The following is a 25,418-nucleotide window of genomic DNA, read 5'->3' as shown; positions in this document are numbered from 1 at the left end:
TCGAACCGGCGGGCACACCGCAGAAAAGGGATGGGTATGCGAGACGCCCGCGCCGGGCTGATCGAGCACGGACACTGCCCGCGGTGCGGGGCGCCACCCGGGTCGGTGTGCCGAGCCAACTCCGGCATGGTCGCCTCCGGATCCCGGCCTCGCGCGCCAGAGAGCACACACTGACGAAACCCTGCGCCGCACTGACATCTACTCTGCGTAGGACACCGGGATCTCGCCGAGCTTGCGGGCTCTGTAGGCGGCCTGTCGGCAGGCGTGTGAGCACCACCGTCGGGCTGCTGAGGCCGAGTCCATGGGGGTTCGGCAGAAGCCGCATGTCGGGCCCGTGGGGACGCTGTGGCCGGCGGGAGGTTGGGCGGGGTTCTGCTGGCGTTGGAGGTAGTCCTGGTCTCGGCATCGCTGGCAGTAGCCCGCCGGACCGCGGCGGCTCACGGGGATGCGGTGGATGATCTCGCCGCACTTCGTGCAGAGCTTCGCCGGGGAGGCGGTCGTGGCCGGCTCGGGGGGCCGCTCGACTCCTTGGCGGTGTGCCATCCGGCGGCAGCGTGGGGAACACCAGGACGGTGTGCTCTTCCCCGGGGTCCGGGGCAGTTCGATTCCGCAGTATCCGCAGGTCGGGGTGCCGATGGTGCGTTGCAGATGGGCGCGTTGGCGGCAGCGGGCGGAGCAGTGGCGTCGGGGGCTTCCGCCGGCGGTGCCCTTCGGGGGGAGGGGGGCGTCGCACTCGGCGCATCGGGTTGCCGGGCCTTCGAGGGCTTCTCGGAGGGCGGCGGGGTGACGGCCGGTTGCTGCGGCGAGCCGGCCCCAGCTCGGTTTCCCGCGGTGGTGGGGCGGCGGGCAGAGGTAGTCCCGCAGGTAGGCGGGCTGGAGGTGGTTGGCTTGGGCGAGCCGGACGATGAAGGCTTCGACGCCTTCGCGGTCCAGGGGCCGCACTTGGCGCGGGAGGCGGGTGACGGTGGGGTCCGGTTCCATGTCGGGGGTCACCGGGTGGTCCGCCTGCGGGGCTTGGGCGAGGCGGCGAGGTCGAGCGGAACGTCCTCCAGGCCGTACTTGGTGAGTTCCTCGGTGCCGGTGAGGATCGCGTCGATCGCGGCGCCGCGGATCTGGTGGGAGAGGGAGCCGATCATGCCGCCGCAGCGTTCGTGGAGGAAGCGGTCGAGGCTGATCAGGCTGAACGGTTCGTGCTTGAGCAGGACCAGCGTGCCTTCCAGGGTCCTGACCAGGCCCTTCCACTCGGGTCCGTAGGGGAAGGGGTGGGTGCGGATGAGGGTGAAGCGGCCGGCGATCTGTTCACCGCGGACGCCGGCCAGGAGTCGCTCGACGTTGATGCCGGCGTAGACGAACGTCGCGGGGATGCGCTCGGAGAAGTACTTGAGGGTGTCGGCGACCTCGGCGCCGTTGCGGCTGGTCAGCGAGATGTTGTGGAGCTCGTCGACGAGGACCAGGCCGGTGCGGGCGTCGGTGCAGACGCCGACGACGGCTTCGATGATGTCGGTGATGTTGAACCGGGGGGTCACCGGCAGGCCGAGGAAGCGGGCGAACTCCGCCGCGATCATGCGGGGTGTGGCGGCGGGTGGGACGGTGATGTAGACGACTGGGATGCGGCCCAGGTCGTCGGGATGGCGTGAGCGGTCCAGGAGTTCGTGGGCCAGGCCGAGCTGGGTGATGGCGATCGTCTTGCCGGTGCCGGCCGGGCCGGAGACGATCAGCCCGCGGCGGGCGCTGATCGCGTGCCGGTTGAGCAGGACGAGGCGTCGGCCGGTGGCGACGGTGTGCTGGACGGTGGAGGTGCGGACCACCAGCAGGCGGGTGTGGTAGTCGAGCCGGTCCTCGTCGTAGGCCGTCCGCTTCGCCGCGGGCAGGGCGGCGTACTGTTCCGGGGAGAGCAACGGCGGAGCCTCGGGAGGGCGGTCGGTGAACCGGAGCCAGCCTTCGAGGGTGGTCAGGTGCTGTCCCGGCTCCTCCGGCTCGCTCACTTCCGCCTCCAGGGGTCTTCGAGCGGGTCGAACAGCCCCAGCGGAATCACTTCGGCCAGGGACTCCCGTTCTTCCGGCTCGGTGACCGGTTCGGCAGGCTCGGCTGCCGGGGCCGGGATGGAAGGGCCGGTGTTCTTGGTGCGGGCCGCCACCCGCTGCTCGCGCCGGCTCGGCTGGCGGCCTGGCTCGCCGGGCGGGCCGCCGTGCGCGCGGGTCAGCAGGGCGGAGACGGCGTCGGCGAGTTCCTCCTCCGTCGCCTCGGGCAGCTGCCGGGCGACGTGGTCCCAGGCCAGGTCCCCGAACGGCACCGGAACCCGCTTCAGGTACTTCCAGGTGGCCGACACCCACCCGCCGTCACCGAGGTGGTCGCGTACCCAGATGCGGGAGACGTCGTAGGGGTCGTGGTGGACCTCCCAGAGCCCGCGCTTGGCCTGGACCCCCGAGTGCTGGCGCCGCATCGGGCCCAACTCCTCGCTGTCGTAGATCCGGTTCTTGATCCGGATGCCGTAGTCGTTGACGACCCGCCAGAGGGCGGGCAGCAGCTCGACGTAGTCGTCGCCGCTCAGCGCGACCGGGACGTAGCCGCATGCCTCGATGAGGGCGGCGTACTTCTCGTTCGGGGTGAATGCCCGGCCGGGGTGCGCGGGATCCCGCAGGCCGTCGTGCGGACGGTTCTGCCACGCGGCGACGATCCACTCGTCCAGCAACTCCTGCAGTTCCAACAGGGACCACAGTCGCTCGCGCTCCAGGTGACGGCCGCGGTGGTCGGTGCTGCGGCCGGTGTAGCCGGCCACGAACTGGGCGAACAAGGTGGCCACCGAGCCGAGCATCTTCTCGATGTGGCCCTTCTCGAAGGGCGAGCCCTTGTGCGTGGGCTGGAACTCGATCTGCAGGAACCGGCAGGAGGACTGGAAGTTGCGGGAGACGAAGACCTTCCCGTGGTCGCAGACGATCGTCTCCGGCACGATCACCGGCCGGGCGGCGGCGTACGCCAGGCGTTCGTCGAGCTGAAGGAGCCGACGGTGCGGCAGCACCGAGCGGGACATCGCCAACGCGTCCGCCCAGCCCGGCCGCATGGGCTCGGGGGTGACCGTGCGGGCCAGCAGCACGCTCGCGTCGACCGACTTCGTGGTCGGCCGCAGCACCGCCGCGGTCAGCGTCCTCGTCGCGACGTCGATCATGCCGGTGAGATCGACCTTCCCGGTCACCCCGCTGTCCAGCAGGACCAGGACGTCGAGCGGGGTGGAGTCGATCTGCATGATCTCGCCCGGCGCGAAGACCGTCCGCTCGCCGAACGGCCCCACCGCCCCGTGGGCGCGCGAACGCCGGGTGACGGCCGAGCCGAAGGTGTGGGTGCCGTCGGTGAGCTTGGCCAGCAGCCGGTAGAGGGTCCGCTCCGAGGGCAGCTTCACCGCCCGGCCCTCGGGCGTCTGCCGCAGCAGCTCGCCGGTCCGCCAGATGATGAACGTGCCCCTGCGGGTGGAGGCGTCGACGGCCTCGACGATCGCCTGCCGCATCGCCGCCACGACTCGGTCGTCCACCGCCCCGAACGCCGGCTTCTTGCGGACCGGCCGGTGATCGGCCAGCCCCATCACGCCCTGGGCCTGGTAGCGGCGCCGCTTGAGGGCGACCGTGCTCGCCGCGGCCGGGTGGCCCGCCGCGGTCAGCTCGGCGGCCTTCGCCCGCTCGCGGACCGTCAACGACCGGCCCGGACCGTACTCGGGCCGGCGCTCGGCGCCCGGGCCCGCGCCCGGCGGCAGGCCGTGCAGCACCTCGAGAATGTGCCCCTCCCACCAAAGAGCCTTCTGCCTCGCCTCCTGCGGCAGCGTCTCCAGCAGCGACGCGGCCGGCAGTGGCATCCGCACCGGGCTGCCGATCACCGCGAAGTCCTCCGCGGCCAGCAGCTCGCCCGTCCCGACCACCAGCAGCTCCGCTTCCCCCTCGCCGGTCAGCGTCACCGACGTCGCCGAGACCGCCACCACCGCCCGGACCTGCCCCGAGGCCCGCACCCAGGCGCCGGCCTCGATCGCGGCCGGCCGCTGCAGATACGTCACCAGCTCGTCCCCCTCGCCCAGATCACGGTCCCGCTGTGCAGCAGTTCCCCGCCCAGGTCCGCCGTCAAGACGCCGGACCACAGCAGATGGAACAGGTGCGGCAGCACCAGCAGCGGATCGCCCACCCGCACCGCCCCGGCCCGCAGCGGGCCCGGCTCGGCGAACAGCTCCAACAGGCCGTCCACGACGTCCGGCCGGCGGGCGGACCGGGCCCGGCGGTAGCGCACCAGCCACCGCACGTTCGCCATCAGCACCGGATCGGGCACCCCCACCCGTACGAACTCCCAGCCCACCGCCCGGCAGGCCCGCTCCGTCGCCGCGAAGGCCTCCGCGGACGCCTCGTCGATCTGGTCGCCAGCCCGGACGTCGACCACACGAGCCCGCCCGTCCGCGAGGCGTACGAAGTAGTCCGGCGCGTGCCGGCGCGCACGCTGTCCGTCGTGCCAGTGCAGCCAGAACGGCTGCGAGGCCACCCCCACGACATCCGGATCCCGGTCCAGCAGGATCAGCCGGTCCCGCTCCAGCCAGGACTCGAACCCGATCAAGTCCGCCGCGGTGACGGCGTAGTACCAGCCCGCGAAGCCCCGGGCACCCTTGTCCCACCGGAAGCCACGAACCGGCTCGGCCTCCTCGAACCGCGCACTCCACCCCTCGGCCAGCGTCACCCGCACCCGCTCACCCGACACAGAAAAGTCCAGCTCGAAGGCCGCTAACGCTGCATCCCCGTACGCACGCTCAGGTGCCCCCACCACGCCCCCAGACCAGCGATCGTTCCGAGTGCTCAAGCTTCGATGACAGAAAAGTACGGTTCGTCAGACTTCGGTGGCAATCGAACAAGATTCGTTGTCGGAGGACATCTGCGCCGTCGTCTCGTCCGCCGGTGGTGGCTCACCGACCGCCTGGGCTGTGCCGATGGCCACCGACATCGCGTTCGCGCTGGCCGTACTCGCGGTGCTGAGCACCAGCCTCCCCTCCGCGCTGCGCGCGTTTCTGCTCACGCTGGCGGTCGTGGACGACCTGGGTGCCATTCTGATCATCGCCGTCTTCTTCACCAGCGACCTGAACCTGCTGGCACTGGGCGGCGCGGTTGCTTGCCTCGTCCTGTTCTGGCTGTTGCAGCGCATGAGGGTGCGAGGCTGGTGGTGGTACGTGGCGCTGGGCGTGGCCGCGTGGGTGCTGATGTACAACGGCGGCATACACGCCACGGTCGCCGGGGTGGCAATGGGCCTGATCCTGCGTACGACTCCGGACGGCGTCCGGGGCCCCGGCCGCCGTTCGGAAAAGGTCTCTCCCGGTGATCGCACCGCTCATCGTCTGCGTCCATTTTCCGCGGGTGTCGCGGTGCCGTTGTTCGCTCTGTTCGCCGCGGGCGTGAGCGTCTCCCCGGAGGCGCTGGGCGCGGTGTTCACCCGGCCGGAGCCCCTTGGCGTGGTGGCCGGCCTGGTGGTGGGCAAGGCGATCGGGATCTTCGCCGGCACCTACTTCACAGCCCGCTTCACCCGGGCACAGCTCAACCCGGACCTGGCATGGGCGGATGTCCTGGGCCTTTCCGTCCTGGCCGGCATCGGATTCACGGTCGCGCTGCTCATCGGCGAACTGTCGTTCCCCGACCCGGCCCAGGCCGACCACATCAAGGCGGCCGTCCTCGTCGCATCCGTCACTGCCGCGACGGTCGCCGCCGTCCTCCTCAAGCGCCGCGACCGCATCTACCGGCGCCTGTGCCAAGAAGAGGACCGCGACGACGACGCGGACGGTGTCCCCGACATCTACCAACGGAACGAGCGAGGTGCCGCATGAACGCCCGACGCGAGCGGGTACTGAACGCAGCTGTCTGGCTCACGGTGACAGGAGCCGCCGTCTGGGCCGGCATTGTCACCGAACCGTACTGGCTGCAGTTCGCCTGCCTGGTCGCCGCCGCCGCTGCGCTGCGCCTGGCCCTGCGTGCGTTGTGGGCCCACGCCAGCCACATCAGCCCGGGCATGCGCTTCGGCGAGGGACGCGCTGTCGTGCGCCTGAGCGATGACCTCACCCCGGCGAGCGCAGACAAGGCGGCCAGACGTCTCACCGAGGCACTCGACGAACTCCCCAGTGTCCTGGAAATCGACCTCTCCAAAGTCAGCACCCTTGGCAAGGACACCACCCAGGTCCTCTTCACCGGCCTGCGAGCAGCCGCCGAACGGGGCGTCCGTGTTCGTGTCACCGGCGCCAACCGGCGTGTCCGGACCACCCTGCACGGCATGGGCCTGGACCGGTTTTTCCGCTACACCCACGCCCCCGACGCAGACACATACCAGGACCGCCGGTGACAGCCCGAAACCCGCACTCCCGGCACCTCGCCGGCTACGCCGCCCTCCTTGCCGATGCCGCGACCACAGGCCGGCGCCTCTCCCGTACCGAGCTGGACACCCTGCGCGGCTTCGGCGAGCAGGCAGCCACAGAGGGAACCACATTGCGCCAACTCGTGGCGCAGCATCTCCAGATCACCCAGTCGTCCTGGCCCGGACCACCCGCCACACCTGCAGACGTCATGGCCGTAGCGGCCCAGGCCATCGACGCGATGGCCGAGGGCTACGACCACGCGCAGCATTTCGCTGTCCGACAGCAGGAAGCCGCTCGCCGCGAGTTCATCGACGACCTTCTCCACGGCCGAAGCAATCTGGGCCGCCTGGCCGAACGCGCCGAGCGTTTCGGGCTCCGGCTTTCGTACGCCCACGCCGTCGCAGCTGCCCAGGGCCCCGATTCGTACGCCGAAGGCGACGATGTTCCGCGACGGGTGGAGCGCGCGGTCATAGGACGGTTCGGGGAGCGACAGATCCTCCTCACCACGAAGGAGGGCAGGCTCATCTGTATCGCCCCAGGTGATCAGCAGGATGTCCTGACGTACTTCGCGAAACAGGCCCATGCCGCGACCGACGGCGGCCAGACCGCCATAGGCCGTAGTCACCGTGGAGCCGGTGGCGTCGTCCACTCCTACGAAGAAGCCCTCAACACTCTCGACATCGCAGTCCGCCTCGCCATGGACGCCCCTGTGCTCCACGCAGCCGACCTCCTCGTCTACCCCGTCCTGACACGAGACCGTCAGGCCATGGCCGACCTCGTACGCACCACCCTCGGCCCTCTCCTCCAGGCTCGAAGCAGCCCCGAATCCTCCCTCACCACCCTCACCACCTACTTCGACACGGGGTGCAACGCCACTGAGACAGCCCGCCAGCTCTCCCTCAGCGTCCGCGCCCTCACTTACCGGCTCGAACGCATCCACCAACTGACCGGATCCGACCCCACGCACCCCCGCAACCGGTACACCCTCCAGACCGCCGTCATCGGAGCCAGACTGCTCAACTGGCCCACGCAGAGCCTCTGACCGCAGACAATCGAAGCAGCAGGCTCGATCGGCAGCGAGGACAGTGGCGCGCACGAATTCCGGTGCCGCTTCCCTCACCGTTCAGCGGTGGGGCCAGCCAATCCGAGCTGTTTCAGCATGCATAGTTCGTAACTGCGGCCCCATTGTTCGGCGTGCTCGCCATACTCGAAGCGACTGATCTCGGCATCGGGGTGGCTGAACGCCTTCCCGGCGAGGGCGTAGCCGCCCGGAGGGTCACGGAGCGTGCCTGGGACGATGCAGGCGAGGGTGATAGCGATACGACGATCCAAGGATCTCCCTCCCGGCCATATGTAGCGACCAGTCCCATTTCAAGCTTGGCGGCCGACCGCCCTAGGCAAGGGCAAATGCGCGGCTGCTCCCCAGGGGGCACCTGATCAGCCGAAGATCGAGTTGGCTGCGCAGTTCGTCTGAAGCCGCGTCGGTGGGGAAACCTGGTCAGTTGTGCGCGTCGACCAGGTGTGCGAGACGGTGTTCATCGGCTACGCCCGGGCACGACCCCTATCGGCGTGTGCCCGTCGGCGCTCCCGGGTCCAAGCCGTCACGTCGCTCGCCCGGGAGCGTCGGCATTGGTCGCCTGATCGAGGACCCATTCCAAACCGCCATGACCCGGTTCATAGGAGGGAGCTCTGCGCCAGATCCGGGCGAAGGCGTCGACCAGCGCGCCGCGGGCGCGTTCCATGGACCCTTCACGGGAGCGGAGCAGCGCGAGGAGGAGCGGTGCGAGCAGGTCGTACAGCTCGGCGAGCGCATTTTTGCTGCCGTGCGCGATCTGCACCAGCAGGTCATCGACGTGCGCCGTCACCCTGCCAGGAACCACACAGCCTGCGTCGGCGGAACCCGTAGGTGGGTTCGGCGCTCCGTCCCGTGCCTTGTCTGTCGCCGCTTTCACACCTCCGAGGCTATCGCCCGGCGCACCATCGCGAGCGCGCTCGTCCTGCCCGGTTCCGCGTTTCTATCGTCGTGTACCACGGCCCCTCAGACCTCACTGAGCACGCCAGGTGCTTCAACCATGCTGTGTCGGCCCAGAGGCTACCGATCAGTCGTGATCCCGGCCTTCGCCTTAGCAGGGCTGAGAGATCCGGGTTGCGGCGCCCTGCATTGATCAACTCTTTCTGGAAGGGGACCCATTCGTGGGATCACGGTCGGCGTGTGGGCGCGCCTGGGATCTGTACGGGGAGGGGCGCGCATGGTGGGACGGAGTTCGTCGTCTTGGTTGCGGCGGCATTCGTTCCTCGTGGAGGTTTCATGTTCAAGCTTGGAAGCGCGGTCGTCCTGACCGTGGCCGCCGGTGCGCTGGCATTTGCCGGTTCCGGTGTGGCCAGTGCCGACGCGGGCGCGCAGGGTCTGGCCTACGGCTCGCCGGGTGTGCTGTCCGGCAACGTGGTGCAGATCCCGATCAGCGTTCCGGTCAACGCGTGCGGCAACTCCGTCAACGTGCTCGGACTGCTCAACCCTAGCTTCGGCAACACCTGCGTCAACGGCGGCTACGGCCGTCAGCAGCACCATGATGGTGGCAAGCAGCACGACGACAAGAAGCACTGGAAGCACGAGAAGCACGGCAAGTACAACCATCGCTGAAACGCTGCTGGTCGTTCGGCTACGGTCGGTCCGCAGTCGAACCTTCGGTGGCAAGCCCCCCAGACAAGCCTTGGGGCACTTGCCGCGCTTGTCTCGCGCTCTCCGCAGGGCTCTGCCACCGGTCGGGTGAGCGAGTGATACCTGCCCGTGTCTCCGGGTCGGCCCGTTCGGTTGAGATCACATGCGTGCATGATTCAGCCCTCGGCATGCGCGCTGCGCATGTCCGGGCACCAGTCGGCCAAGACGCGCGCCCTGACCGCCCCCGCCCAAGCCAGGACGGGGGCGGTCGTCGTGCTTCGTGACTGCCCAGCCGGGTGACGGTGCACGTCGATGCCCTCTGGGAGTCTGCCGGGTCGGGTTGCTGCCGCAGGCGTATAGCCGCTGGTTACAAGACCAGTGGGAGGCTGCGGACGATCAGGCTGAGTCCGACGACGAGGACGAGTGCCGCAGTCAGGAGAGCGGTGTAGGGCGCGACCCTCCGGATGAGTGCGAATGCGGGTCGGGAGGTGAGGGATTCGGCTCGGTTGCCGAGCCTGACGAGGAGGATCCCGACGGCTGTGAGGGTGGCCGCCATCCCGATGCCATAGGCGAGGACGAGTGTCGCCCCGAAGCCGGTACGGCCCAGGGCGATGGCACCGAGAAGCACGACGAGCGCGGAAGGACTGGGCACCAGTCCGCCGGCGACCCCCAGACCGATGAGTCCGCGCGTGGTGAAGGGCTGTGCGCCGCCTACGACGGGTGCGTGGGGGTGCGCGTGGTGGTGGGCGTGTCCGAACAGGCCGTGGCGGTGGGGCTCTTCGTGGTCGTGTTCGTGGCTGTGGGGATTCGCGTGTGGTTCGTGTGTGTGGACCGGGTGGTCGTGCGTGTGGGGCATCTCGGTGGTCGCGGAGACATGGCCATGTGCACCGGCGCCGGCCATTGCGAGGGGTGGCTTTTCAGCCGGGCTTGCAACAGCGGCAGCAGTGTTGTGGCGGGAGCGGCGGGTGGCGTCGGTGAGGAGTGTGGCGCCGACGAGGGTGACGAGTGCGCCGCTGATGACGCCGAGCCAGTTCAGCACCGTGTCGCCGGCCAGGGAGGAGAAGGTGGTGAGGCAGAGGCCGATGATGATGACGCCGGCGGTGTGGGTGACTGTCACGGTTGCTCCGACGGTGACCGCGTCGCGCACGTTGCCGCGGCGCCCTGCGAGATAGGCCGCCATCACGGTCTTTCCGTGCCCCGGCAGCAGCGCGTGACCTGCGCCCAGCACGAGCGAGAGCAGTACTGCCAGCAGGCCGATCGGCAGGGTGAGGTCGCGTGTTCCGGTCATCGAGGTGAGGCGCTGCGACAGTGCCTCGACGCGTCCGGTGAGGCCGCCTCCTTCTCCCGCCTCTGCGACGTTGCTGAGGGGGGTACCGGCGGTCTGGCCACCCGGGCCGGCTGTCACCTGTGCCGTGGTGTCGCCGCGCGGCGTGGCGAGAAGGTCGCGCGGGTAGCTGCGGAGCTCATGGGTGGGGGAGGTCTGGGGAACGGTGGAGTGCTGGAGGCGGGTTCCGATGCCCGTTGCGGTGATCTCGTGCCAGCCGACCCGCTTCTTGTCCGCGCCGGTGTCGACCCGCAAGGTCACCGCCCCGGCTGTCAGGTCCAGCGGTGCGCGCAGCCGGCACTCCAGTCGCCCGGTGCGCAGACCGCCTTGGCCCGGTTGGAGGCGGAAGGTTGCCGACCGTGTCGTCCAGGCCAGGCGCTGCGGGGTAGTGACGGTGAGTTTTGCCGAGGTGGCGGCGCACTGGGTGGTGGCCCAGGTGCTGCGCTCGCTGCTGCTCGTCTGACGGTCGCCGTCGGTGTCGATTGCCGGTGTGGCCTGGAGTGTGGGGATCTCGGCGGTGTCGGTGACCGTCAGCACATCGACGTGGTCGGGGTGGAGGGTGAATCCGGCGTACTCGTTGATCGAGAAATTACCGAGGGGATGCGCCTCGGCTGTGGGTACGGCCACGGCGAACAGCGAGACCACGGCGGTGGCCACCAGGGCCACACGCTGCGCGAAGACACGGTGAGCGGTCACCACAGGACGGCTTCCGAGCAGGGAATTCATCCGTTTCGCCTCCGGCGAGGGGGCGCAGGGGAACGCCTGGATGGCTGGCGCCGCCTGCAGTTTGATGGCTTGGTCCGCCCGAGGGGGCGGACCACAGTGGTACCCGTTCGTTCTCTGTGAGTGCCGGTCCTGGTCGCCTCGTCACCCGCGCGGCTCACAGCGCCCCTCCGCCCGGGGGCAGAGGACACTCCTGCCAAGCCCCCGTTCGGCTCTTCCGCCGCGCGCAGGCTTCCCACGCGTGGTGCTCTTTATGTAGCTCTTAGTCACATTGTGTGGCGTGTGCCGCGTGGTTTTCACCTCCGGGTTGGGCCCGGCTTGCTCCCAGGTGGCTCTTCGAGAGCAGCTCCCAGCCGCCTACCTTCAGCTTCCGGAGGGCCGCGGCTCTCACCGGAAACGGATGGCCCATGCAGTCCTGCCGCTCCTCACGATTGAAACGCCCGGCTCGCAGTCTCGAACGAGCGCTCGCCGCCTCGGGAACCCTCGCCCTGGTCAGCGCCATGGCGCTCACCGGCCTGGCGCCCGGAACCAGCTCCGCCTCCAGCCACCGCGAGGCGCCCCTGACCTCGGGCGACCCGAAGGCCGACAACACCGACGTCTACGCCTTCACCAGCCCCGACAAGCCGGACACGGTGACGTTGGTGGCCAACTGGATTCCTTTCGAGGAGCCCAACGGCGGACCGAACTTCTACCCGTTCGCCAACGACGCCCGCTACAACATCAAGATCGACGCGAACGGTGACGGCAAGCCCGACACCACCTACACCTGGGCGTTCACCGACCACATCCGGGACGACGCCGACCAGTTCCTCTACAACACCGGTGTCGTGAAGAAGCTGGACGACCCGACCCTCAACTTCCGTCAGACGTACACCCTGACGGCGACCGACGCGCACGGCAGCACCAAGACGCTCCTCAAGGACGCCCCGGCGGCACCGTCGAACGTGGGCATCGCGTCGATGCCCGACTACGCCTCGCTGCGCAAGCAGGCCGTACTGGACCTGCCGAACGGCGGTCAGACATTCGCCGGGCAGGCGTCCGACCCGTTCTTCCTGGACCTGCGGATCTTCGACCTCCTGTATGGAGGCAATCTGAAGGAGACCGGGCACAACACGCTCGCCGGCTACAACGTCAACACCATCGCCCTCCAGGTGCCGAAGAAGGATCTGGCCCTCAAGGGCGACGCCACCCGCAACCCCGTGATCGGCGTCTGGTCCACCACTGACCGCAAGGGCGCGGCCGTCGTCGGTGCCGGTGACAAGGGCGGGGAGTCGTCCTCGGCCGGGGACGCCAAGGGACCGGACAAGGACACCGCACCCGACCAGGGCAGCGAGTCGGAGTGGCGCCAGGTCTCACGGCTCGGGAACCCGCTGGTCAACGAGGTGGTTGTCCCGCTGAAGTACAAGGACGCCTTCAACGCGCTGAGCCCTGACAAGGATGCCTCGGTCACGCCGGTGGTGGACAAGGTCAAGGACCCGATCGTGCCCAAGTTGATCCAGAGCATCTACGGGATCCCGGCACCGGCGACGCCGCGCAACGATCTGGTCGAGATCTTCCTCACCGGTATCTGCAAGGCATGTGGCCCGATCAAGGCGGACCTGAACTCCCAGCTGCTGAACGCCGACGTCGACAAGGCCGCGTTCGTGCCGGCCGAGGAACTGCGGCTGAACATGTCCGTGCCCGTCACGGCCAAGCCCAACCGCCTCGGTGTTCTCGCCCAGGACCTGGGCGGCTTCCCCAACGGGCGCCGGCTCAATGACGACGTCGTCGACATCGAGCTCCAGGCCCTCGAAGGCGCCGCGCAGACCGGCAAGATCGTCAAGGGCCTGGCGGCAGGCGACGCGGTCGACACCCCCTACCGTCAGCCCGGGAACTCCTTTCCCTACGTTGCGCTGCCCAACACCGCAGCCGTCAACCAGGCCGACTCCCTGCACCCCGACGGCGGCGTCGGAGCGGGCTTCGGCGGCACCGCCTTCGGCGACGGATTCCCCGTCGCGGCCGTCACCGCAGTTGGCGGCGGAGCACTCCTGGCCTGCGCGGGAGCGCTGGCCCTGCGCCGGCGGCGCGCGAACCAGGCATGACCAGCCCCACCGCCACAGGTCGCCCGCCCTCGGACTCCGAGGGCGGGCGACCGCGGCGCGACCAGGGACACCACCCGAAGCGCCGCCGCCGCATCATCGCAGCGGTCGCCGTCGCCACGGGGATCGGGCTCGGCGGCGCCGGTACCTGGGTCCTGCTCGATCCGACGACCCACGCTGTCAGGGACATCGACATAGGAGAGGTCCCTGTCCAGCCGGGGTCGGACAACACCATGACTGAAACCGCACCCGCGGCGCCGCCCCAGCGGATACGCATAGCCTCGATCGGCCTCGACAAGCCACTTACCGGCCTCCGCGTCCAGCAGGACGGCAGGCTCGCCGCACCGGGGGATCCCGCGGAAGTCGGATGGTGGAGTGACGGCCCGCGGCCCGGTGACCCGGGTGCGGCGGTCTTCGTCGGACACGTCGACTCCGCCACCGGACCAGCAGCCTTCTACGGACTGTCCTCACTGCGGCCGGGCGATCGGATAACCATCCGCAGCGACAACGGCAGGGAACTGGCTTTCACCGTCCGGGCGCTGCGGAGTTACGAGAAGGACGCCTTCCCCGACAGCCAGGTCTACGCCACCACCGGTCCACCGGCACTGAGGCTGATCACCTGCGGCGGCACCTACGACCGGACGCAGGGCGAGTACCTCGACAACCTCGTCGTTTACGCCACCCTTGCCCGCTGACCACCGGGCCCGGCCACACCCTTTAAGAGCGGGAAGAGAACATGCAACTGCGCCAACTGCCCACGCGTCGACGCTTCCTGCTGTCCGCCACGGTGGCCGTCGTTCTCGCCGCGGCTCTGTTCCTCGCCGGCGGACTGGGGCTTTCCCCGTGGTCCGTATCACAGAGCACCCCTGAAGCCAGCGCTGGACGAGGCCCCGCCACCGGTGCCGACCCGCTGGCTGCCGACATCAGCACGCTCCAGGACCGCGCACGGCGCAATCCCCGCGATCCCGTCGCGCTCGGGACGCTCGGCCTGAACTACGTCCAGCAGGCGAAGATCACCGCAGACCCGACGTACTACCCCAAGGCCGAAGAAGTCCTCAAGCGTTCACTCACGCTGGACAGCACGGACAACTTCGCCGCGATGGGCGGCATGGCCGCACTCGAAGCGGCCCGGCACAACTTCGCCCAGGGACTGGACTGGGCCGAGCAAGCCGTCGCCGTCAACCCGTACAACGCCACCCTCTACGGGACGCTCGCCGACGCCTACACACAATTGGGCCGCTACTCCGAAGCTGCCGACGCCGTGCAGAAGATGGTCGACCTCAAACCAGGCACCCCGTCCCTTGCCCGCGCCTCCTACGCCGCGGAACTGCGGGGAGACACCACCACCGCGCGCAGCGACATGCAACGAGCCCTGCAGAGCGCCGGCAGTCCGGCCGACCGGGCATTCGCCCGCTACTACCTCAGCGAGATGGCCTTCAACAACGGCGACGCACACCAGGCACTCACCGACGCCGAACAGGGCCTGCGCGCCGTCCCCAACGACGCCCCACTGCTTCAGATCAAAGCCAGGGCCGAGGCCGCCCTCGGAAAGAACACCGAAGCCCTCACCGACCTCGCCCGGGCAGGACAGCGCCTGCCTCTACCCGAATACGTGCTCCAACTCGGCGAGCTCTACCAGTCACTCGGCCGCACGAAGGAAGCAGACCAGCAGTACGACATCTTCCGCGCCGAACAGAAACTCTTCGCGGCCAACGGCGTCACACTCGACTCCGACGCCGCCCTCTTCGAAGCCGACCACGGAGACCACAAACAAGCGCTCGCCCTCGCCCGAAAAAGCCTGAAGAGCCGGCCCTTCCTCGACTCCCAGGACGCCCTCGCCTGGGCCCTCCACACCAACGGCCAGGACGAAGAAGCCCTCACCGCCTCGGACAAGGCACTCGCACTGGGCACCCGCAACGCCCTCTTCCACTACCACCGCGGCATGATCCAGCAGTCCCTCGGCAACACCCACGCCGCCCGCGACGACCTCACCAAGGCCCTGACGATCAACCCGCACTTCAACCCGCTGCACGCCCCCAAGGCGCAAGCCGCTCTGAAGGCGGGGTGAACCGCCGCACCGCACACCACCATGCCGTCACACAGCCCTGACAACACCTTTGGACCACGGCCGGCATGACAGCTGAACGGCGCTCAGCGCGCCAAGAGGTCCCGGTGAGCGGCCCATTCACGCCTGAGATAGCGAAGGTCACCGTAGATGACCGACCAGTCGTCCTCGGCCGACAGATCCGTGATCTCATGATCAGCCCACGACGGGGCCGAAGGCCCGTGGAAGGCGAGCGCCGTGCCATGCAGCGCATCGTACGAGCGGACGAGCGAGGCCGCGAACTGTGCATCGGCGACCAGATCAGGGCGGACGAATCCGTCTGTACAGGCGAGCTGGGCCACGTCGAGTAACGCAGCAGCAGTGAGTATCGCCGTCCGGCGCTCGATCGACGCCCCTGTCAACGACCGGGCGCTTGCCTTCCCTGCCAGCGTGAGCGCCGCCCCGAACACCAGAGACCACGCCGGCCCCGTCATTTCGGGCCTTCCTCCGGGATAGGTGATCCGTCTCCCACATCCCCCGGGCCCCACGTCTTCCCCGCGTGACAGCACTGGCCTATCGAACCAGGCAGTGACGCAATTTGACCAGACCGGACTAATGACCGAATTCCCCGTCCAACCTGGAACCCACTTCTGGTTGCCCTCGCTGCGGCACCGGCACCTTCTCGGCCCTCGAATCGACACCGGCCAGCGGACGACCGGACTCCTCACCGAGGCCGCCCGCCTGGGCCGGGGCGAGATGCTCGCCTCCGACCGACCCGACCGGATGGTCTGGCCCGATCGCACCTGGGAGTGAGTGGGCGAGCCTGCGGCCCGAGAACGGCACCTTCGAACGCGAGGGCTCACTCGAAGTCGAGGCCAAGAACCGCTGGTTCATCCAGGCCATCGTTGCCTCGCCCGCGATGTTCCGCCGTGCCGTCGGCCAGGGCTCGTTGTACTGGCTCGGCCTCAACGACGCCACCGACGCCAACCTCGACGGAGGCTGGACGTACAAGCTCACCGTCCCACTGCCCGCCCCGGCCAGCCTCTTCTGGTCCGTAACCGCCTGCGACGCACCGACACGCTCCGAAGTCGCCGCCGAGCAGGCGCAAGCTGCTCTTGGCTCGCTCTTCGACAAGCTCGACCCAGAAGGCGGCGGCGACCAGGTCGACCTCTACTTCGGCCCCACTGAACCCACCGGCGCCGAAGGCCGCTGGATCCAGACCGTCCGGGTACGCAGCTGGTTCAGCTACTTCCGGATCTACGGCCCCGAGGAGGCCGCCTTCGACGGCTCATGGAGGCCCGGCGACTTCGAGCGAATCGAGAACTGACCACCGACTGGTGTGGTCAGTTGAGCGCCTTCTCGATCGCCTCGAAGATGTCGGCGTCCGTCTCCTGCTGCCAGGACGGCAGGTCGGTCCAGTCCGCCACGTACCCGGGTTTCGGGTCCTCGAAGTGCTTGAACATCTGGGCCGTCCAGCACGTCGCGACGAACCGGCTCCTCTGTTCGCGGGACAGTCTCGACGTGTGGCCGTTGCTGACCTCGATGAATTGCCGTACCTGGTCGTAGACCGATCCGGCGGCTTCACGCTCCCACTGCGGGGTGTCGTCCCACGGGGTGATGTAGCCGGCCTTCGGCTCTCCGGGGAAGTGCTGGTGCACTCCGGCGATCCAGGTTTCCCGGAACAGTCGTGCACCTTCGGTCTGCGACATGCCTACCCCTCTCGTCACGGCGTGCTCAGCGTGGCGATCTCCGACCCCAGCTCCGCCACGCGGTGGTCGCGGCTCAGTGGACCGAACTCGTCGCACAGGTCTCGGAGTCTACGGGCGACGTACCCGGATGCTGAGGCTCGGGCGAGGCTGATGGCTTCCCTTCCGTAGGCCACCACCTGTTCGGGGTCTTGCCGCTTGGCACCGATGGCGGCCAGGTCGGTAAGCACTGCTCCGCGCCGCCGGTACGACTGTCCGGACGCCAAGGCCGTCTGCTCCAGGGCATCCTTCAAGGCGTCCTCTGCCAGGTCGAGTCGGCCCAGCTGCACGTAGCGGGACCCTCGTTCCTCGGCGAGGCGTGCACCGTCGAAACGGAGCCATCCGCCGTTGACGCTCTCCGCAGTGAGTTCACGGACGGTCTCCGCTTGGTCCATCGCCCGCTCGCACGCGGCCAGATCACCGAGGCCCGCATACGCCTCGGCTTGGACAGAAGCGACCCAATGCCGGGTCGAGAGGTTGCTGTCACCCCGGCTGGCCAGCCTTTCAGCTGCACCCAGCATCTGAGCGGCCTGGCGATAGTGCTGCTCAGACATGTCTACGTAGGCGTGGCGAACGAGTGCGCACGCCCACAGGTCATACGCCTTGGCATCCTTGCTGACGGCAGCCGCTAGCGAATACGAAGCAGCGGCGTCGGAGTAACGGCTTCCGTCGAAGGCCACCTCGCCGGCCAATTGAAAGAGGTCGGCAGCCGCGTTCAGAAGTGGGCGTGTGCTCCCTCGGTTGCCTGCCAGAGCCTCGTTCAATGTGGCCAGTTGGTCGCGGACAACGGGGTAGACGGAGCCCTTTGAGCGCGCCAGTTGGTAGACCTGCCAAAGGTGACTGTTCATTCGTGTGAAGTCGGCTGGCATCCCCCTGCGGACGCCCTCCGTGAGCGCCTCTGCCTCGTCGGTCGGCAGAACGGTCAGCGCACCGCTGACAGTGAGTATACGGAGGAATTCGCGGCGGATCATTTCGTCGGAGTCTCCCGCGTTCGGGGGGTCGCTGGAATGGTGCCCGGCAAGCTCCTGGCCAGCGGCTTGTGGCGGTGTCAGAAGGGCTTCCAGCTCTTGAAGGCTGACTTCCAGGGCGATGGCCAAGCCTCGCCGCTGAGGCGGCTGCGGGTCGATCCTGCCGCTTTCCCAGCGCCCGACCGTTGTGCGGTCCACGCCGAGTAACTGGGCCAGTGTTTCTTGACTGTAGCCCAGGGTCTTGCGTCGTTTTGCCAGTCCCATGACGCCCCCTTCCCGCGGCTTCGGCCCCTTCGGAGCCTGTGCACGGATCTGCGTCAAGAGTGCCGCATCGATGCCGTGGAGACCTCCGACTATGCGCGGTTTCCTGGGTGTTGTCGCAAACGAGGTGGGCCAGGAACTGCGGAAGGGTGCGGACATGGCAAATCGCAGTGATGCTGAGGGGCGCGGATACGAAGGAGCCTCGCGGGCGGCGGACCCGGCGGGCGAGAGCCGCGTTCTGATGACGCTTCGCGTGTCCCGCGACTCCGGACGTTCATGGTCACAGACGACCGCTATGCGGGAGGGCGACCCCTTCGTCATCCTCTCGAACCCGGGCTGCTTCCCTCCGTGCGAGTGTGCGCGTTGCGTGGGCCCGTCCGTGTCGGCTCGCGGGCTTCGCCGGGTGGCGGAGCCGGGGTCGGCTTAGTGGATGCCCTGTCGCGGTGGGTGCAGCGCCGGATCGGCCGGTTTGCAGGGCCGTTGTACGTCGCTTTGATCGTCGGCTCGCTGGGCCTGTTCGCCGCCGGTATCTCCAGCACGTCGTAGCGGCTCTCGGCCTACCCGACTCCAGTCGTCCTGCCGGGCCTCCGGTGGGAGTTCCCCAAGTAGAGAGGGAAGTTCGATGATGGAAGAGAACACTGCTTCAGTGGCCGCTGAGGGGGGCTTGCTCGTGGCGAAGCGGAAGATCGTGGCCGCTCGCACCCGAACCGAGCAGGAGTCCGACGTCAGTGGCGGCCGTTCCGACGGCAACGACTGATCGGGCCGCCCACGATGCTTGATGCTGCCTCGTGGGCGGGGCGTCTGGGCGGGGACACGTTCCTCGCCCAGACGTATAACCGCTCCTACGCTCTCTTCCCCGGTGCCGCCGACACGGCGGGCCTCTTCTCCTGGGACGACCTGAACCTGATCATCGCCACTCAGCGCCTGGAGCCGCCCCGGCTAAGGCTCTCGGTGGACGGCGAGATGGTCCCTGTACACAAATACGCGGCCCCGACGACGACCCGCCGCGCGGTGACCTGGTCCCGCATCCTGCCGGCCGAACTGCACGCCCAGCTCAAGGACGGCGCCTCACTCGTCCTGGACTCGGTAGAGAAAATCCACCCGCCCGTCGGGATGGCTGCTGAGGGCCTGGAACGCTTCCTCGGCACCCCCGTGCAGGTCAATGCCTACGCTTCCTGGACGGAGCGGCAGGGCTTCGGGCTCCACTGGGACGACCACGATGTCGTCGTGGTCCAGGTGCATGGCTCCAAGCGATGGCAACTGTACGGATCCACTCGCGAGGCTCCGACGTTCCGCGATGTCGAGTCGCCGGAGAAGCCCGAGGGCGAGCCGGTTGCAGACCTCGTCCTGGCGCCCGGTGACGTGCTCTACCTGCCACGCGGCTGGTGGCACGCGGTCACCGCCGACCAAGGTACGGATTCGCTGCACCTGACGTTCGGCCTCGTCTCCCACACAGGCGCGGACCTGCTCCACTGGGTCGTGGACCAGCTTCGATCCGTCCTCGCGTTGCGCAAGGACATTCCGAGGTTCGCCTCGCTGCCTGACCAGACGGACTATCTCGCCGCGATGCGCCGGGAACTTCTGAATGAGCTGGCCGACCCCCGGCTCGTCGAACGGTGGGCGGAGTCGATCGATACCACCGACCACGGGCACGCGATCCCCTCCCTGCCCTACGTGGACGGGCTTCCCGCACGGCCGGAGATCTCCGTACGCCTGACTGCTCCGCGGAGCCGTGTGGCTGAGAACGACGGGCACAACACCGTCACGTTCTCGGCGGCAGGCACAGCTTGGGACTTTGCCGAGTCGGCCGCGCCGATCCTGCGCCGATTGCTTCTCGGCCGGTCGGCCACGTTGGGCGATCTCGCTGAATGTGCCGGGCTGGAAGTGAAAGACGTGGCCGCGCTCATTTCGGTCCTCGTCGAGGGACAGGCAGTAGCTGTTGTCGGGACTGCCCTGTGACGGCGGCCCTGTCCCTGGGGACCTATCGGGTCCGGGACGTGAGCGAGGCGGCCCGTATCGCTCTGCGGGCCGGTGCTCCCTGGATCGACACCGCACCGAATTACGCGGACGGTATGGCGCAACAGCGCCTCGGACCAGTCCTGCGGGAGCACCCTGGTTCCACGCAGACGGCCACCAAGACTGGCTTCTTCACAAGGAGTCAGGCTCAGACGGCCATGGCGCTCGGCGTCCTCACTGACGAGGATGCCGCCGTAGGGCACAGCCTCGATCCCCGGTTCGTCTGCCAACAGGTGGAGGAGTCCAGGGAACAGCTCGGCCGCGTGGACCTGGTATTCGTCCATAATCCCGAGCGAGCCGCTCGCAACGGACACCGCGCCGCGTTGCACGGGCGCCTGAGAGAAGCGTTTGCAGTCCTCGAAGGGCTCGTGCAACTCCGCCGGATCGGCGGCTACGGGGTGGCCACCTGGTCAGGTCTCCGGGAAGGCGCCTTCAGCGTCCCCGAGCTGGTCACCCTTGCCCGGGAGGCATCGGGAGCGGAAGGCCACCATCTGATCGGGATCCAGATGCCCGTAAGCCTGATCATGGACGCTCCGATCACCCAAGCACTCAATGGAGGCGGGCCATTGGTCGAGGCACAGGATGCCGGCATGCTCACCTTCGCCTCGGCACCCCTGCACGGCGGCGAACTCCTCGACGCCATGACACCCGAACTGATCGACCTGATACGCCCCGGCCTCTCGCCTGGTGCCGCCGGCCTCTTGGCTGCCGCTTCCTGCCCGGCATTGGACGTCGTGTTGACCTCGGCCAGCAGCCTTGGTCACTGGGACGATGCCGCAAAGGCCCTGGCCGCGCCCCTCACCCGCGAACAGCTCAGGAGAGTGACCGATGAACTTGCCACCGGATGAGGCCACGCGAGCGCTGATGGAAGCCGCTCACCAAACGGCTGCAGAAGCGGTCGGCCTGACCTGCACGGGGCCGTTGGCGTGGGGCTTCGGGGGCTTCACTCTGGGCCGTCAGTCGGGCGCCTACTGGCTGCGTGTCAGCCGGAGTCTGGTGAAGAACGTCGGGCGCAAGCACGGGGAAGGGATCGTCGGAGCGGACCTCTTGGTACCGCGTGACGTGCCGCGTCCAGCCCTCCATGGAACGTATGACTGGGCTGAAGGGGACTACTCCTTCGAGGCTGAGGTACTCGACCTTGTAGAGGATCCAGTCATCTCACCTCGAAGGCCGGACCTCACCAGTAATCCGGCCTTGCCGGAGCAGTGGTGGGGCCTGCTGAGACAGGCTCTTGACCGCCTGGCGGAAGTGGACGGGAGGAAGGAGAGCGTGAGGCAACAGTGGATCGAGCGGGCTTTCCCCCAGTTCCTGGGCATCCCCGCCCCGTCGAAGATTGAGCGCGTCACTGGTCATGGTGACCTTCACTGGGGCAACCTCACCGGAATGCCTCTGACCCTGCTGGACTGGGAGCGCTGGGGCCACGTGCCGGTCGGGTACGACCCGGGCCTTCTCCACGCGTACAGCCTTCGCGTGCCACTCGTGGCCACTCGAATCCGCAGTCAGTTCGCCCACGTCCTCGACTCCCCCGCCGGCCGCATCGGTGAGCTCGCCGCACTCGCAGAAATGCTCCAGGCTGTGGCTCGGGGGTTCTATCCAGAGCTCGCGCCTCTCCTGCTGAGCCGTGCTGAAGAGCTGACTGGGGTTCGTCCACCGGTCTCGGCCCCGGCTGAGGTGACAGCCTGACCGGAAGTCTCCGCGGTTGGGTTTGGTAGAGCCAGGTGGAGCTCTGGGATCGGGCACTCCTCTTCGAGATCAGCCAAGGGGACGCCCCGGCCGGCGGGCGGGAGCGGCTGTCGCCTTGACCGGCCAGGTGTCGGGGGGCGGAGCGCTGACGCCCGTTGCCCTGGTGCTTCGCAGGCGGGCTGCTTCGGCGCGGCGGTTGGGTGCGGGGTTGCGGCTGGTGTGCTGGATGCGGGTGATCAGGACCCGGGCGGGGCTGTGGGCGGTGCCGAGTTCTCGTCGCGCGGCGGCTTCCTTGAGGAGCTGGTGGGGCTGGTGGCCTCCGGCTTCTGCGTCGGCAAGGACGGTGGCGAGGGCGGGCCAGCCGGGATCGGCGAGGATTCGCTCGGCGTGCTCGGGAACGGCCGCGCGTACGTCGCTGGCCAGGGTGTGACGGGCCTCCTCCGTGGGGCGGCGGGCTTCGAGTTCTGTGAGCGTCGGAGCGAGTGCATCGTCGGCGGCTGCCTCGAGGTGCTGCACGGCTTGGCGGGCGGCGTTGGCCTGGTGGGCGTGCCCCTTGGCCTCGTGCCAGCGTCCGGCGAGGATGGCGGCCCAGACGAGTGCGGCGGTCAGGGCTGCGAGGGCGCTGCCGTCGGGGCCGCTGGCTGTGTTGACGATGTCACGGGCTGCGGTCCGTAGAGCGCGGGCGGTGCGGTCTTCGGCCCGGATTTGAGAGCGTTCTGCGCGGGCGAAGGACCGGCTGGCTGAACGCAGTTGGCCACGGAGGTTGGCGTGGGTCTTCTGCGCGGTGGCTTCGATGAGTTCGCCCAGGGCGGTGATGTGCGCCTGAGCCCGCGCGTCCCCGCTGTCCCCGGCGCTCGTGTCGGTGAGCTCTGTGTGGAGCGTGTCGAGGGCGTCGGTGGCCTGATGCCAGGCAGTGGTGTGTCGGTTGCGACGGGCGGTGGGGTGTTCCTCAGGAGTGCTGGTCTCCAGGCGGGCTTCCAGCTTGGGCAGAGAAAGGTCGGGGGCGATCTTCCCGCCGGGGTGGTAGATCTGCTGGCCGTCCTTGTTCAGGTCGCCGGGTCGGCCGACGGCGTAGCCGAGGAGATCTCCAGAGGGGCCGCGGCGTGGTTTGACCAGGATGTCGTCGGCTTCGAGGTAGGCGAGGAGCTGTTCGGCGCTGATGGCGTGTGGGATGGCTGCGCGGATGCGGTCCTGGAGCCACTCACGGCTGGTCTGCTCCCAGCCGAGGCGCTCGGCTTTGTGCATCTCTGCCTGGGTGGGGCGCCGGGTGGCGGTGCGGTCGCCCTTCGTCAAGCGGCGCAGCCCGTAGTCCTTCTCGATCTCCCGGCACGCATCGCCGACCCGGATGCCGCTGTCGTGCAGCTTGGGGCGTCGGCCGTCTTCGCGGACGGTGGTCGCGAGGATGTGGATGTGGTCGTCGGCGTGGCGTACGGCGATCCATCGGCAGGCGAGGTCGTCGCCGTCGGGGGCGATGCCGGCTGCCCGGACGATGCGCTGTGCGATCTCGCCCCACTCGGTGTCGGAGAGGTAGCGGTCTTCGGGTGCGGCGCGGACGGGGCAGTGCCAGACGTGGTCGGTGACGGGCTTGCCGAACTCGCTGTTGCGCAGGAGTACGGGCTCGTCGAGGTAGTGGCCGAGTTGAGTCAGGGTGGTGTTCTCGTCGCGGCCGGGGTCGGGCATGCCGAGCATGGCGAATCCGGTCACGAGGTGTGGGTCGAGGTGTTCATCGTGTCGGCCGGGACCGTAGAGGTAGGCGAGCAGACCGCGGGTGTTGGAGCCGGCGGGCTTGATGGCTGCGATCACGCGGATCAGACCACCCTTGCGTGGGTGGGCTCGCGCAGGGCCGCGGCGATGAGGGTGAGCAGGTCGTGGAGTTCGTCGAGACGCTGCCGGATGTCGGGCGGGGTGTAGTCGCTGTTGAGGGCGCGGGCGATCTGGTTGACGTTGACGCCGGTGCGGTTGAGGGCGCGCAGAACCTGGGCTCGGAAGATGTGGGTGCGGCGTCGGTCCTCGGACAGGGGGAGGTTCGCGGTGAAGCGGCCGTCGAGGAAGGCGAGGACGATGTCGGCGGCGAACCCGGATTCGCCCTTGTAGCCGTGCTCGGCTGCGGCCTCGCGCAGGCTGGTGTGCTCGTCGTCGGTGAAGCGCATGGGGCCGACGCGCTTGGTGCGTTTGTCGCCGGTGAACCGGCGGATCGTTGGCTGGACGCTCTGCACAGCGGGCTCGCTGACGGCGAGGGCGGCGGCGCGTGTTGGGCGGAGGATCGCTTGCTGGCTGGCGTGAAGAGTGTCCGGGTCGGGGCCGTTCTCGGTCACGACCCTCTGGTCCGGCGCCCCCTGGCGCTGGGCCGTCTCCGCCACCCCTGGGGCGGAGACCCCCGAAGACCGGCCTTGAGTCGGACTCGGGGTACTACTGGCTCCGCCAGGGGCAGCCCGTCCGAACGCCCGACGCAAACGCTCCGTCAGCGTAGGTGACTGCGGAAACGCAGACGGCTCGGTGTGGGTGTCGTCGGGCAGGTGCTGGTTGTGCGTCAAGGAAGATGCTCCAAGTACGTCTGGGCTTACGGGGTGGCGATGCCTACGCGGCACGGCCATCGCGTTGGCCACGGCTGTGGAAGTCTGCGAATCGGTTGGCCAATGCTCGGGTGACCGGAAGGGTTCCGGTCACCCGAGCAGGCCAGGCGTCAGCGCCTGGAGACCTCGATACCGACGGCTTCGAGTTCCGGCCGAAGCCGCTCCATCACCTCGGTCTGCCGCTCACTGCCGATCGTCAGGTCTCGGTCCTTCACAGCCGCTCGGAGCAGGCCGCGCGTGAGTTTGCCGTGCTGATGACCGGTGGCCCGGCCGATATCCGTCAGCTCCGCGATGGTCGCCTTCGGCGGTCGGCCACCGCTCGGTTTGCTATCTGACGTCTGGGACGCAGGTTCCGTCCGCTCGTTATTCGAGGCTTGCGCATCATCGGGAGGGGAATCCGTTCGGTGGCTGTGGCTGATGTCGCCGACCGACCGGTCTTGTGCCTGTACGGAACCGGTGTCCGAGCCGTCGTCGGACGGTGCGACGAGCTGGTGGATCTGTCGCATCAGGACGCCGAAGGCGACCATCGCGGCGGCCGGAGGAACAGCTGCGACCACGTAGTCGAGGAACGGGACGCTGCGCGCGTTGTCCGTGCCGCTGACCCCGGCGACGTTCAGCGCGATCGAGCCGACTGATCCGGCAGCTGTCACGGCTATCGCCCAGGGGTCGGTTGTCCGGCGCAGCGCCGCGCGCAGCATGAGCAGTTCGCCCGCGACGATGAACGCGTCCAGAGTGGCGGGCCAGGCCCAGCGGCGGATGCGGGATGCGCCGAGCCCGTGCTGGCCGGCGACGTCGGCGAGGTGCGCGTAGGAGAGCCAGAACGCTCCGGCTGTCAGCGCGACGATGACGAGGCCGGCCGCACCGAGGACGAGTTGCTCGGCGTCAGCCCGCTTCTTCGGCTTCTCGTCGCTGCGGGCGTCGTCTCGTGGTCGTGTTGGTTGCGTGGTGAGGTGCGGGGCGGTCAAGCGGGAAGCTCCTGGGGGTAG

23 protein-coding genes and 1 pseudogene are annotated in these 25,418 nt (G+C 68.7%); 12 read left to right on the top strand and 12 right to left on the bottom strand.

All coding sequences use genetic code 11. The features are described 5' to 3' along the window. Positions 1–989 precede the first annotated feature (989 nt). The 3 genes from ACGFU6_RS25165 to ACGFU6_RS25155 are packed head-to-tail and all read right to left on the bottom strand — an operon-like array spanning position 990 to position 4,725. Positions 990–1,985, bottom strand: a complete 996-nt coding sequence (locus ACGFU6_RS25165; RefSeq protein ID WP_358379054.1) for an ATP-binding protein — start codon at positions 1,983–1,985, stop codon at positions 990–992. Next, entirely contained in the window at positions 1,982–4,039 is a 2,058-nt protein-coding gene (locus tag ACGFU6_RS25160; RefSeq protein WP_393614035.1) for a Mu transposase C-terminal domain-containing protein, read from the bottom strand. The genes ACGFU6_RS25165 and ACGFU6_RS25160 overlap by 4 nt, the downstream gene beginning before the upstream one ends. Next, positions 4,036–4,725 (bottom strand): TnsA-like heteromeric transposase endonuclease subunit, encoded by a 690-nt coding sequence (locus ACGFU6_RS25155; RefSeq protein ID WP_358379048.1) that lies wholly within the window; start codon positions 4,723–4,725, stop codon positions 4,036–4,038. Before ACGFU6_RS25155 ends, ACGFU6_RS25160 begins: the two co-directional genes overlap by 4 nt. Positions 4,726–4,900: 175 nt before the next feature. Here ACGFU6_RS25155 and ACGFU6_RS25150 point away from each other — a divergent pair. The 3 genes and pseudogenes from ACGFU6_RS25150 to ACGFU6_RS25140 all read left to right on the top strand — a co-directional run. Next, positions 4,901–5,836: pseudogene (locus tag ACGFU6_RS25150) on the top strand (Na+/H+ antiporter NhaA); the annotation flags it as partial. Next, entirely contained in the window at positions 5,833–6,345 is a 513-nt protein-coding gene (locus ACGFU6_RS25145) for an STAS domain-containing protein (protein WP_393614033.1), read from the top strand. The pseudogene ACGFU6_RS25150 and the gene ACGFU6_RS25145, both read left to right, overlap by 4 nt. Further along, complete coding sequence (locus tag ACGFU6_RS25140) at positions 6,342–7,400, top strand: PucR family transcriptional regulator (protein WP_393614031.1); 1,059 nt, start codon at positions 6,342–6,344, stop codon at positions 7,398–7,400. Before ACGFU6_RS25145 ends, ACGFU6_RS25140 begins: the two co-directional genes overlap by 4 nt. 74 nt (positions 7,401–7,474) lie before the next feature. Here ACGFU6_RS25140 and ACGFU6_RS25135 read toward each other — a convergent pair whose 3' ends face one another. Together ACGFU6_RS25135 and ACGFU6_RS25130 are read right to left on the bottom strand one after the other, a co-directional pair. Further along, a complete protein-coding gene (locus tag ACGFU6_RS25135) occupies positions 7,475–7,690 on the bottom strand; it encodes a hypothetical protein (protein WP_362892312.1) in 216 nt (71 codons plus the stop codon). Between the two features lie 269 nt (positions 7,691–7,959). Then, entirely contained in the window at positions 7,960–8,223 is a 264-nt protein-coding gene (locus tag ACGFU6_RS25130; RefSeq protein ID WP_393614029.1) for a hypothetical protein, read from the bottom strand. A gap of 443 nt (positions 8,224–8,666) precedes the next feature. Between ACGFU6_RS25130 and ACGFU6_RS25125 the strand changes: the two genes are divergently transcribed. Next, positions 8,667–8,999, top strand: coding sequence for a chaplin (locus ACGFU6_RS25125; RefSeq protein ID WP_285567507.1), 333 nt, complete (start codon positions 8,667–8,669; stop codon positions 8,997–8,999). 385 nt (positions 9,000–9,384) lie between these two features. On the opposite strand, the gene ACGFU6_RS25120 is transcribed toward ACGFU6_RS25125, so the two are convergent. Continuing rightward, the gene (locus tag ACGFU6_RS25120; RefSeq protein WP_393614027.1) at positions 9,385–11,037 is read right to left on the bottom strand and encodes a nickel/cobalt transporter; all 1,653 of its coding nucleotides are present in this window, start codon (positions 11,035–11,037) and stop codon (positions 9,385–9,387) included. Between the two features lie 434 nt (positions 11,038–11,471). On the opposite strand from ACGFU6_RS25120, the gene ACGFU6_RS25115 reads away from it, so the two are divergent. From ACGFU6_RS25115 to ACGFU6_RS25105, 3 genes are read left to right on the top strand one after another with little or no spacing between them, the layout of a single operon-like run. Then, positions 11,472–13,145, top strand: coding sequence for a DUF4331 domain-containing protein (locus ACGFU6_RS25115; RefSeq protein ID WP_393614025.1), 1,674 nt, complete (start codon positions 11,472–11,474; stop codon positions 13,143–13,145). Then, on the top strand, positions 13,142–13,837 hold the full coding sequence (locus ACGFU6_RS25110; RefSeq protein WP_362892302.1) for a class F sortase: 696 nt from the start codon (positions 13,142–13,144) through the stop codon (positions 13,835–13,837). Before ACGFU6_RS25115 ends, ACGFU6_RS25110 begins: the two co-directional genes overlap by 4 nt. Before the next feature lie 41 nt (positions 13,838–13,878). Further along, positions 13,879–15,210 carry a tetratricopeptide repeat protein gene (locus ACGFU6_RS25105; protein ID WP_393614023.1) on the top strand — a complete coding sequence of 444 codons (1,332 nt, stop codon included), beginning with the start codon at positions 13,879–13,881 and terminating at the stop codon, positions 15,208–15,210. A gap of 83 nt (positions 15,211–15,293) precedes the next feature. Here ACGFU6_RS25105 and ACGFU6_RS25100 read toward each other — a convergent pair whose 3' ends face one another. Then, positions 15,294–15,680: a hypothetical protein gene (locus ACGFU6_RS25100; protein ID WP_362892298.1), complete on the bottom strand. Its 387-nt coding sequence runs from the start codon at positions 15,678–15,680 to the stop codon at positions 15,294–15,296. A gap of 121 nt (positions 15,681–15,801) precedes the next feature. Between ACGFU6_RS25100 and ACGFU6_RS25095 the strand changes: the two genes are divergently transcribed. Further along, a complete protein-coding gene (locus tag ACGFU6_RS25095) occupies positions 15,802–15,999 on the top strand; it encodes a hypothetical protein (protein ID WP_393614021.1) in 198 nt (65 codons plus the stop codon). Between the two features lie 106 nt (positions 16,000–16,105). Then, positions 16,106–16,513, top strand: a complete 408-nt coding sequence (locus tag ACGFU6_RS25090) for a DUF1214 domain-containing protein (protein ID WP_393614019.1) — start codon at positions 16,106–16,108, stop codon at positions 16,511–16,513. A 16-nt stretch (positions 16,514–16,529) separates the two neighbouring features. On the opposite strand, the gene ACGFU6_RS25085 is transcribed toward ACGFU6_RS25090, so the two are convergent. Together ACGFU6_RS25085 and ACGFU6_RS25080 are read right to left on the bottom strand one after the other, a co-directional pair. Beyond that, a complete protein-coding gene (locus ACGFU6_RS25085) occupies positions 16,530–16,895 on the bottom strand; it encodes a hypothetical protein (RefSeq protein ID WP_362892292.1) in 366 nt (121 codons plus the stop codon). 14 nt (positions 16,896–16,909) lie between these two features. Continuing rightward, a complete protein-coding gene (locus ACGFU6_RS25080) occupies positions 16,910–18,163 on the bottom strand; it encodes a helix-turn-helix transcriptional regulator (protein ID WP_393614017.1) in 1,254 nt (417 codons plus the stop codon). A 768-nt stretch (positions 18,164–18,931) separates the two neighbouring features. Between ACGFU6_RS25080 and ACGFU6_RS25075 the strand changes: the two genes are divergently transcribed. The 3 genes from ACGFU6_RS25075 to ACGFU6_RS25065 are packed head-to-tail and all read left to right on the top strand — an operon-like array spanning position 18,932 to position 21,859. After that, a complete protein-coding gene (locus ACGFU6_RS25075; RefSeq protein ID WP_393614015.1) occupies positions 18,932–20,119 on the top strand; it encodes a JmjC domain-containing protein in 1,188 nt (395 codons plus the stop codon). A gap of 38 nt (positions 20,120–20,157) precedes the next feature. Continuing rightward, the gene (locus ACGFU6_RS25070) at positions 20,158–21,024 is read left to right on the top strand and encodes an aldo/keto reductase (protein WP_393614013.1); all 867 of its coding nucleotides are present in this window, start codon (positions 20,158–20,160) and stop codon (positions 21,022–21,024) included. After that, positions 21,005–21,859: a hypothetical protein gene (locus ACGFU6_RS25065; RefSeq protein ID WP_393614011.1), complete on the top strand. Its 855-nt coding sequence runs from the start codon at positions 21,005–21,007 to the stop codon at positions 21,857–21,859. Before ACGFU6_RS25070 ends, ACGFU6_RS25065 begins: the two co-directional genes overlap by 20 nt. 69 nt (positions 21,860–21,928) lie before the next feature. On the opposite strand, the gene ACGFU6_RS25060 is transcribed toward ACGFU6_RS25065, so the two are convergent. The 3 genes from ACGFU6_RS25060 to ACGFU6_RS25050 all read right to left on the bottom strand — a co-directional run bounded on the left by ACGFU6_RS25060 (position 21,929) and on the right by ACGFU6_RS25050 (position 25,397). Beyond that, the gene (locus ACGFU6_RS25060) at positions 21,929–23,662 is read right to left on the bottom strand and encodes a relaxase/mobilization nuclease domain-containing protein (protein ID WP_393340201.1); all 1,734 of its coding nucleotides are present in this window, start codon (positions 23,660–23,662) and stop codon (positions 21,929–21,931) included. Positions 23,663–23,667: 5 nt separating this feature from the next. Continuing rightward, positions 23,668–24,219: a plasmid mobilization relaxosome protein MobC gene (gene mobC, locus ACGFU6_RS25055; RefSeq protein WP_362892280.1), complete on the bottom strand. Its 552-nt coding sequence runs from the start codon at positions 24,217–24,219 to the stop codon at positions 23,668–23,670. Positions 24,220–24,542: 323 nt separating this feature from the next. Next, complete coding sequence (locus ACGFU6_RS25050; protein WP_393614010.1) at positions 24,543–25,397, bottom strand: DUF2637 domain-containing protein; 855 nt, start codon at positions 25,395–25,397, stop codon at positions 24,543–24,545. Positions 25,398–25,418 lie beyond the last annotated feature (21 nt).

This window comes from Streptomyces sp. NPDC048462, from assembly GCF_043200175.1.
In the GTDB taxonomy this organism is placed as follows: Bacteria; Actinomycetota; Actinomycetes; order Streptomycetales; family Streptomycetaceae; genus Streptomyces.
This window is presented reverse-complemented; position numbering and strand designations above follow the sequence as displayed.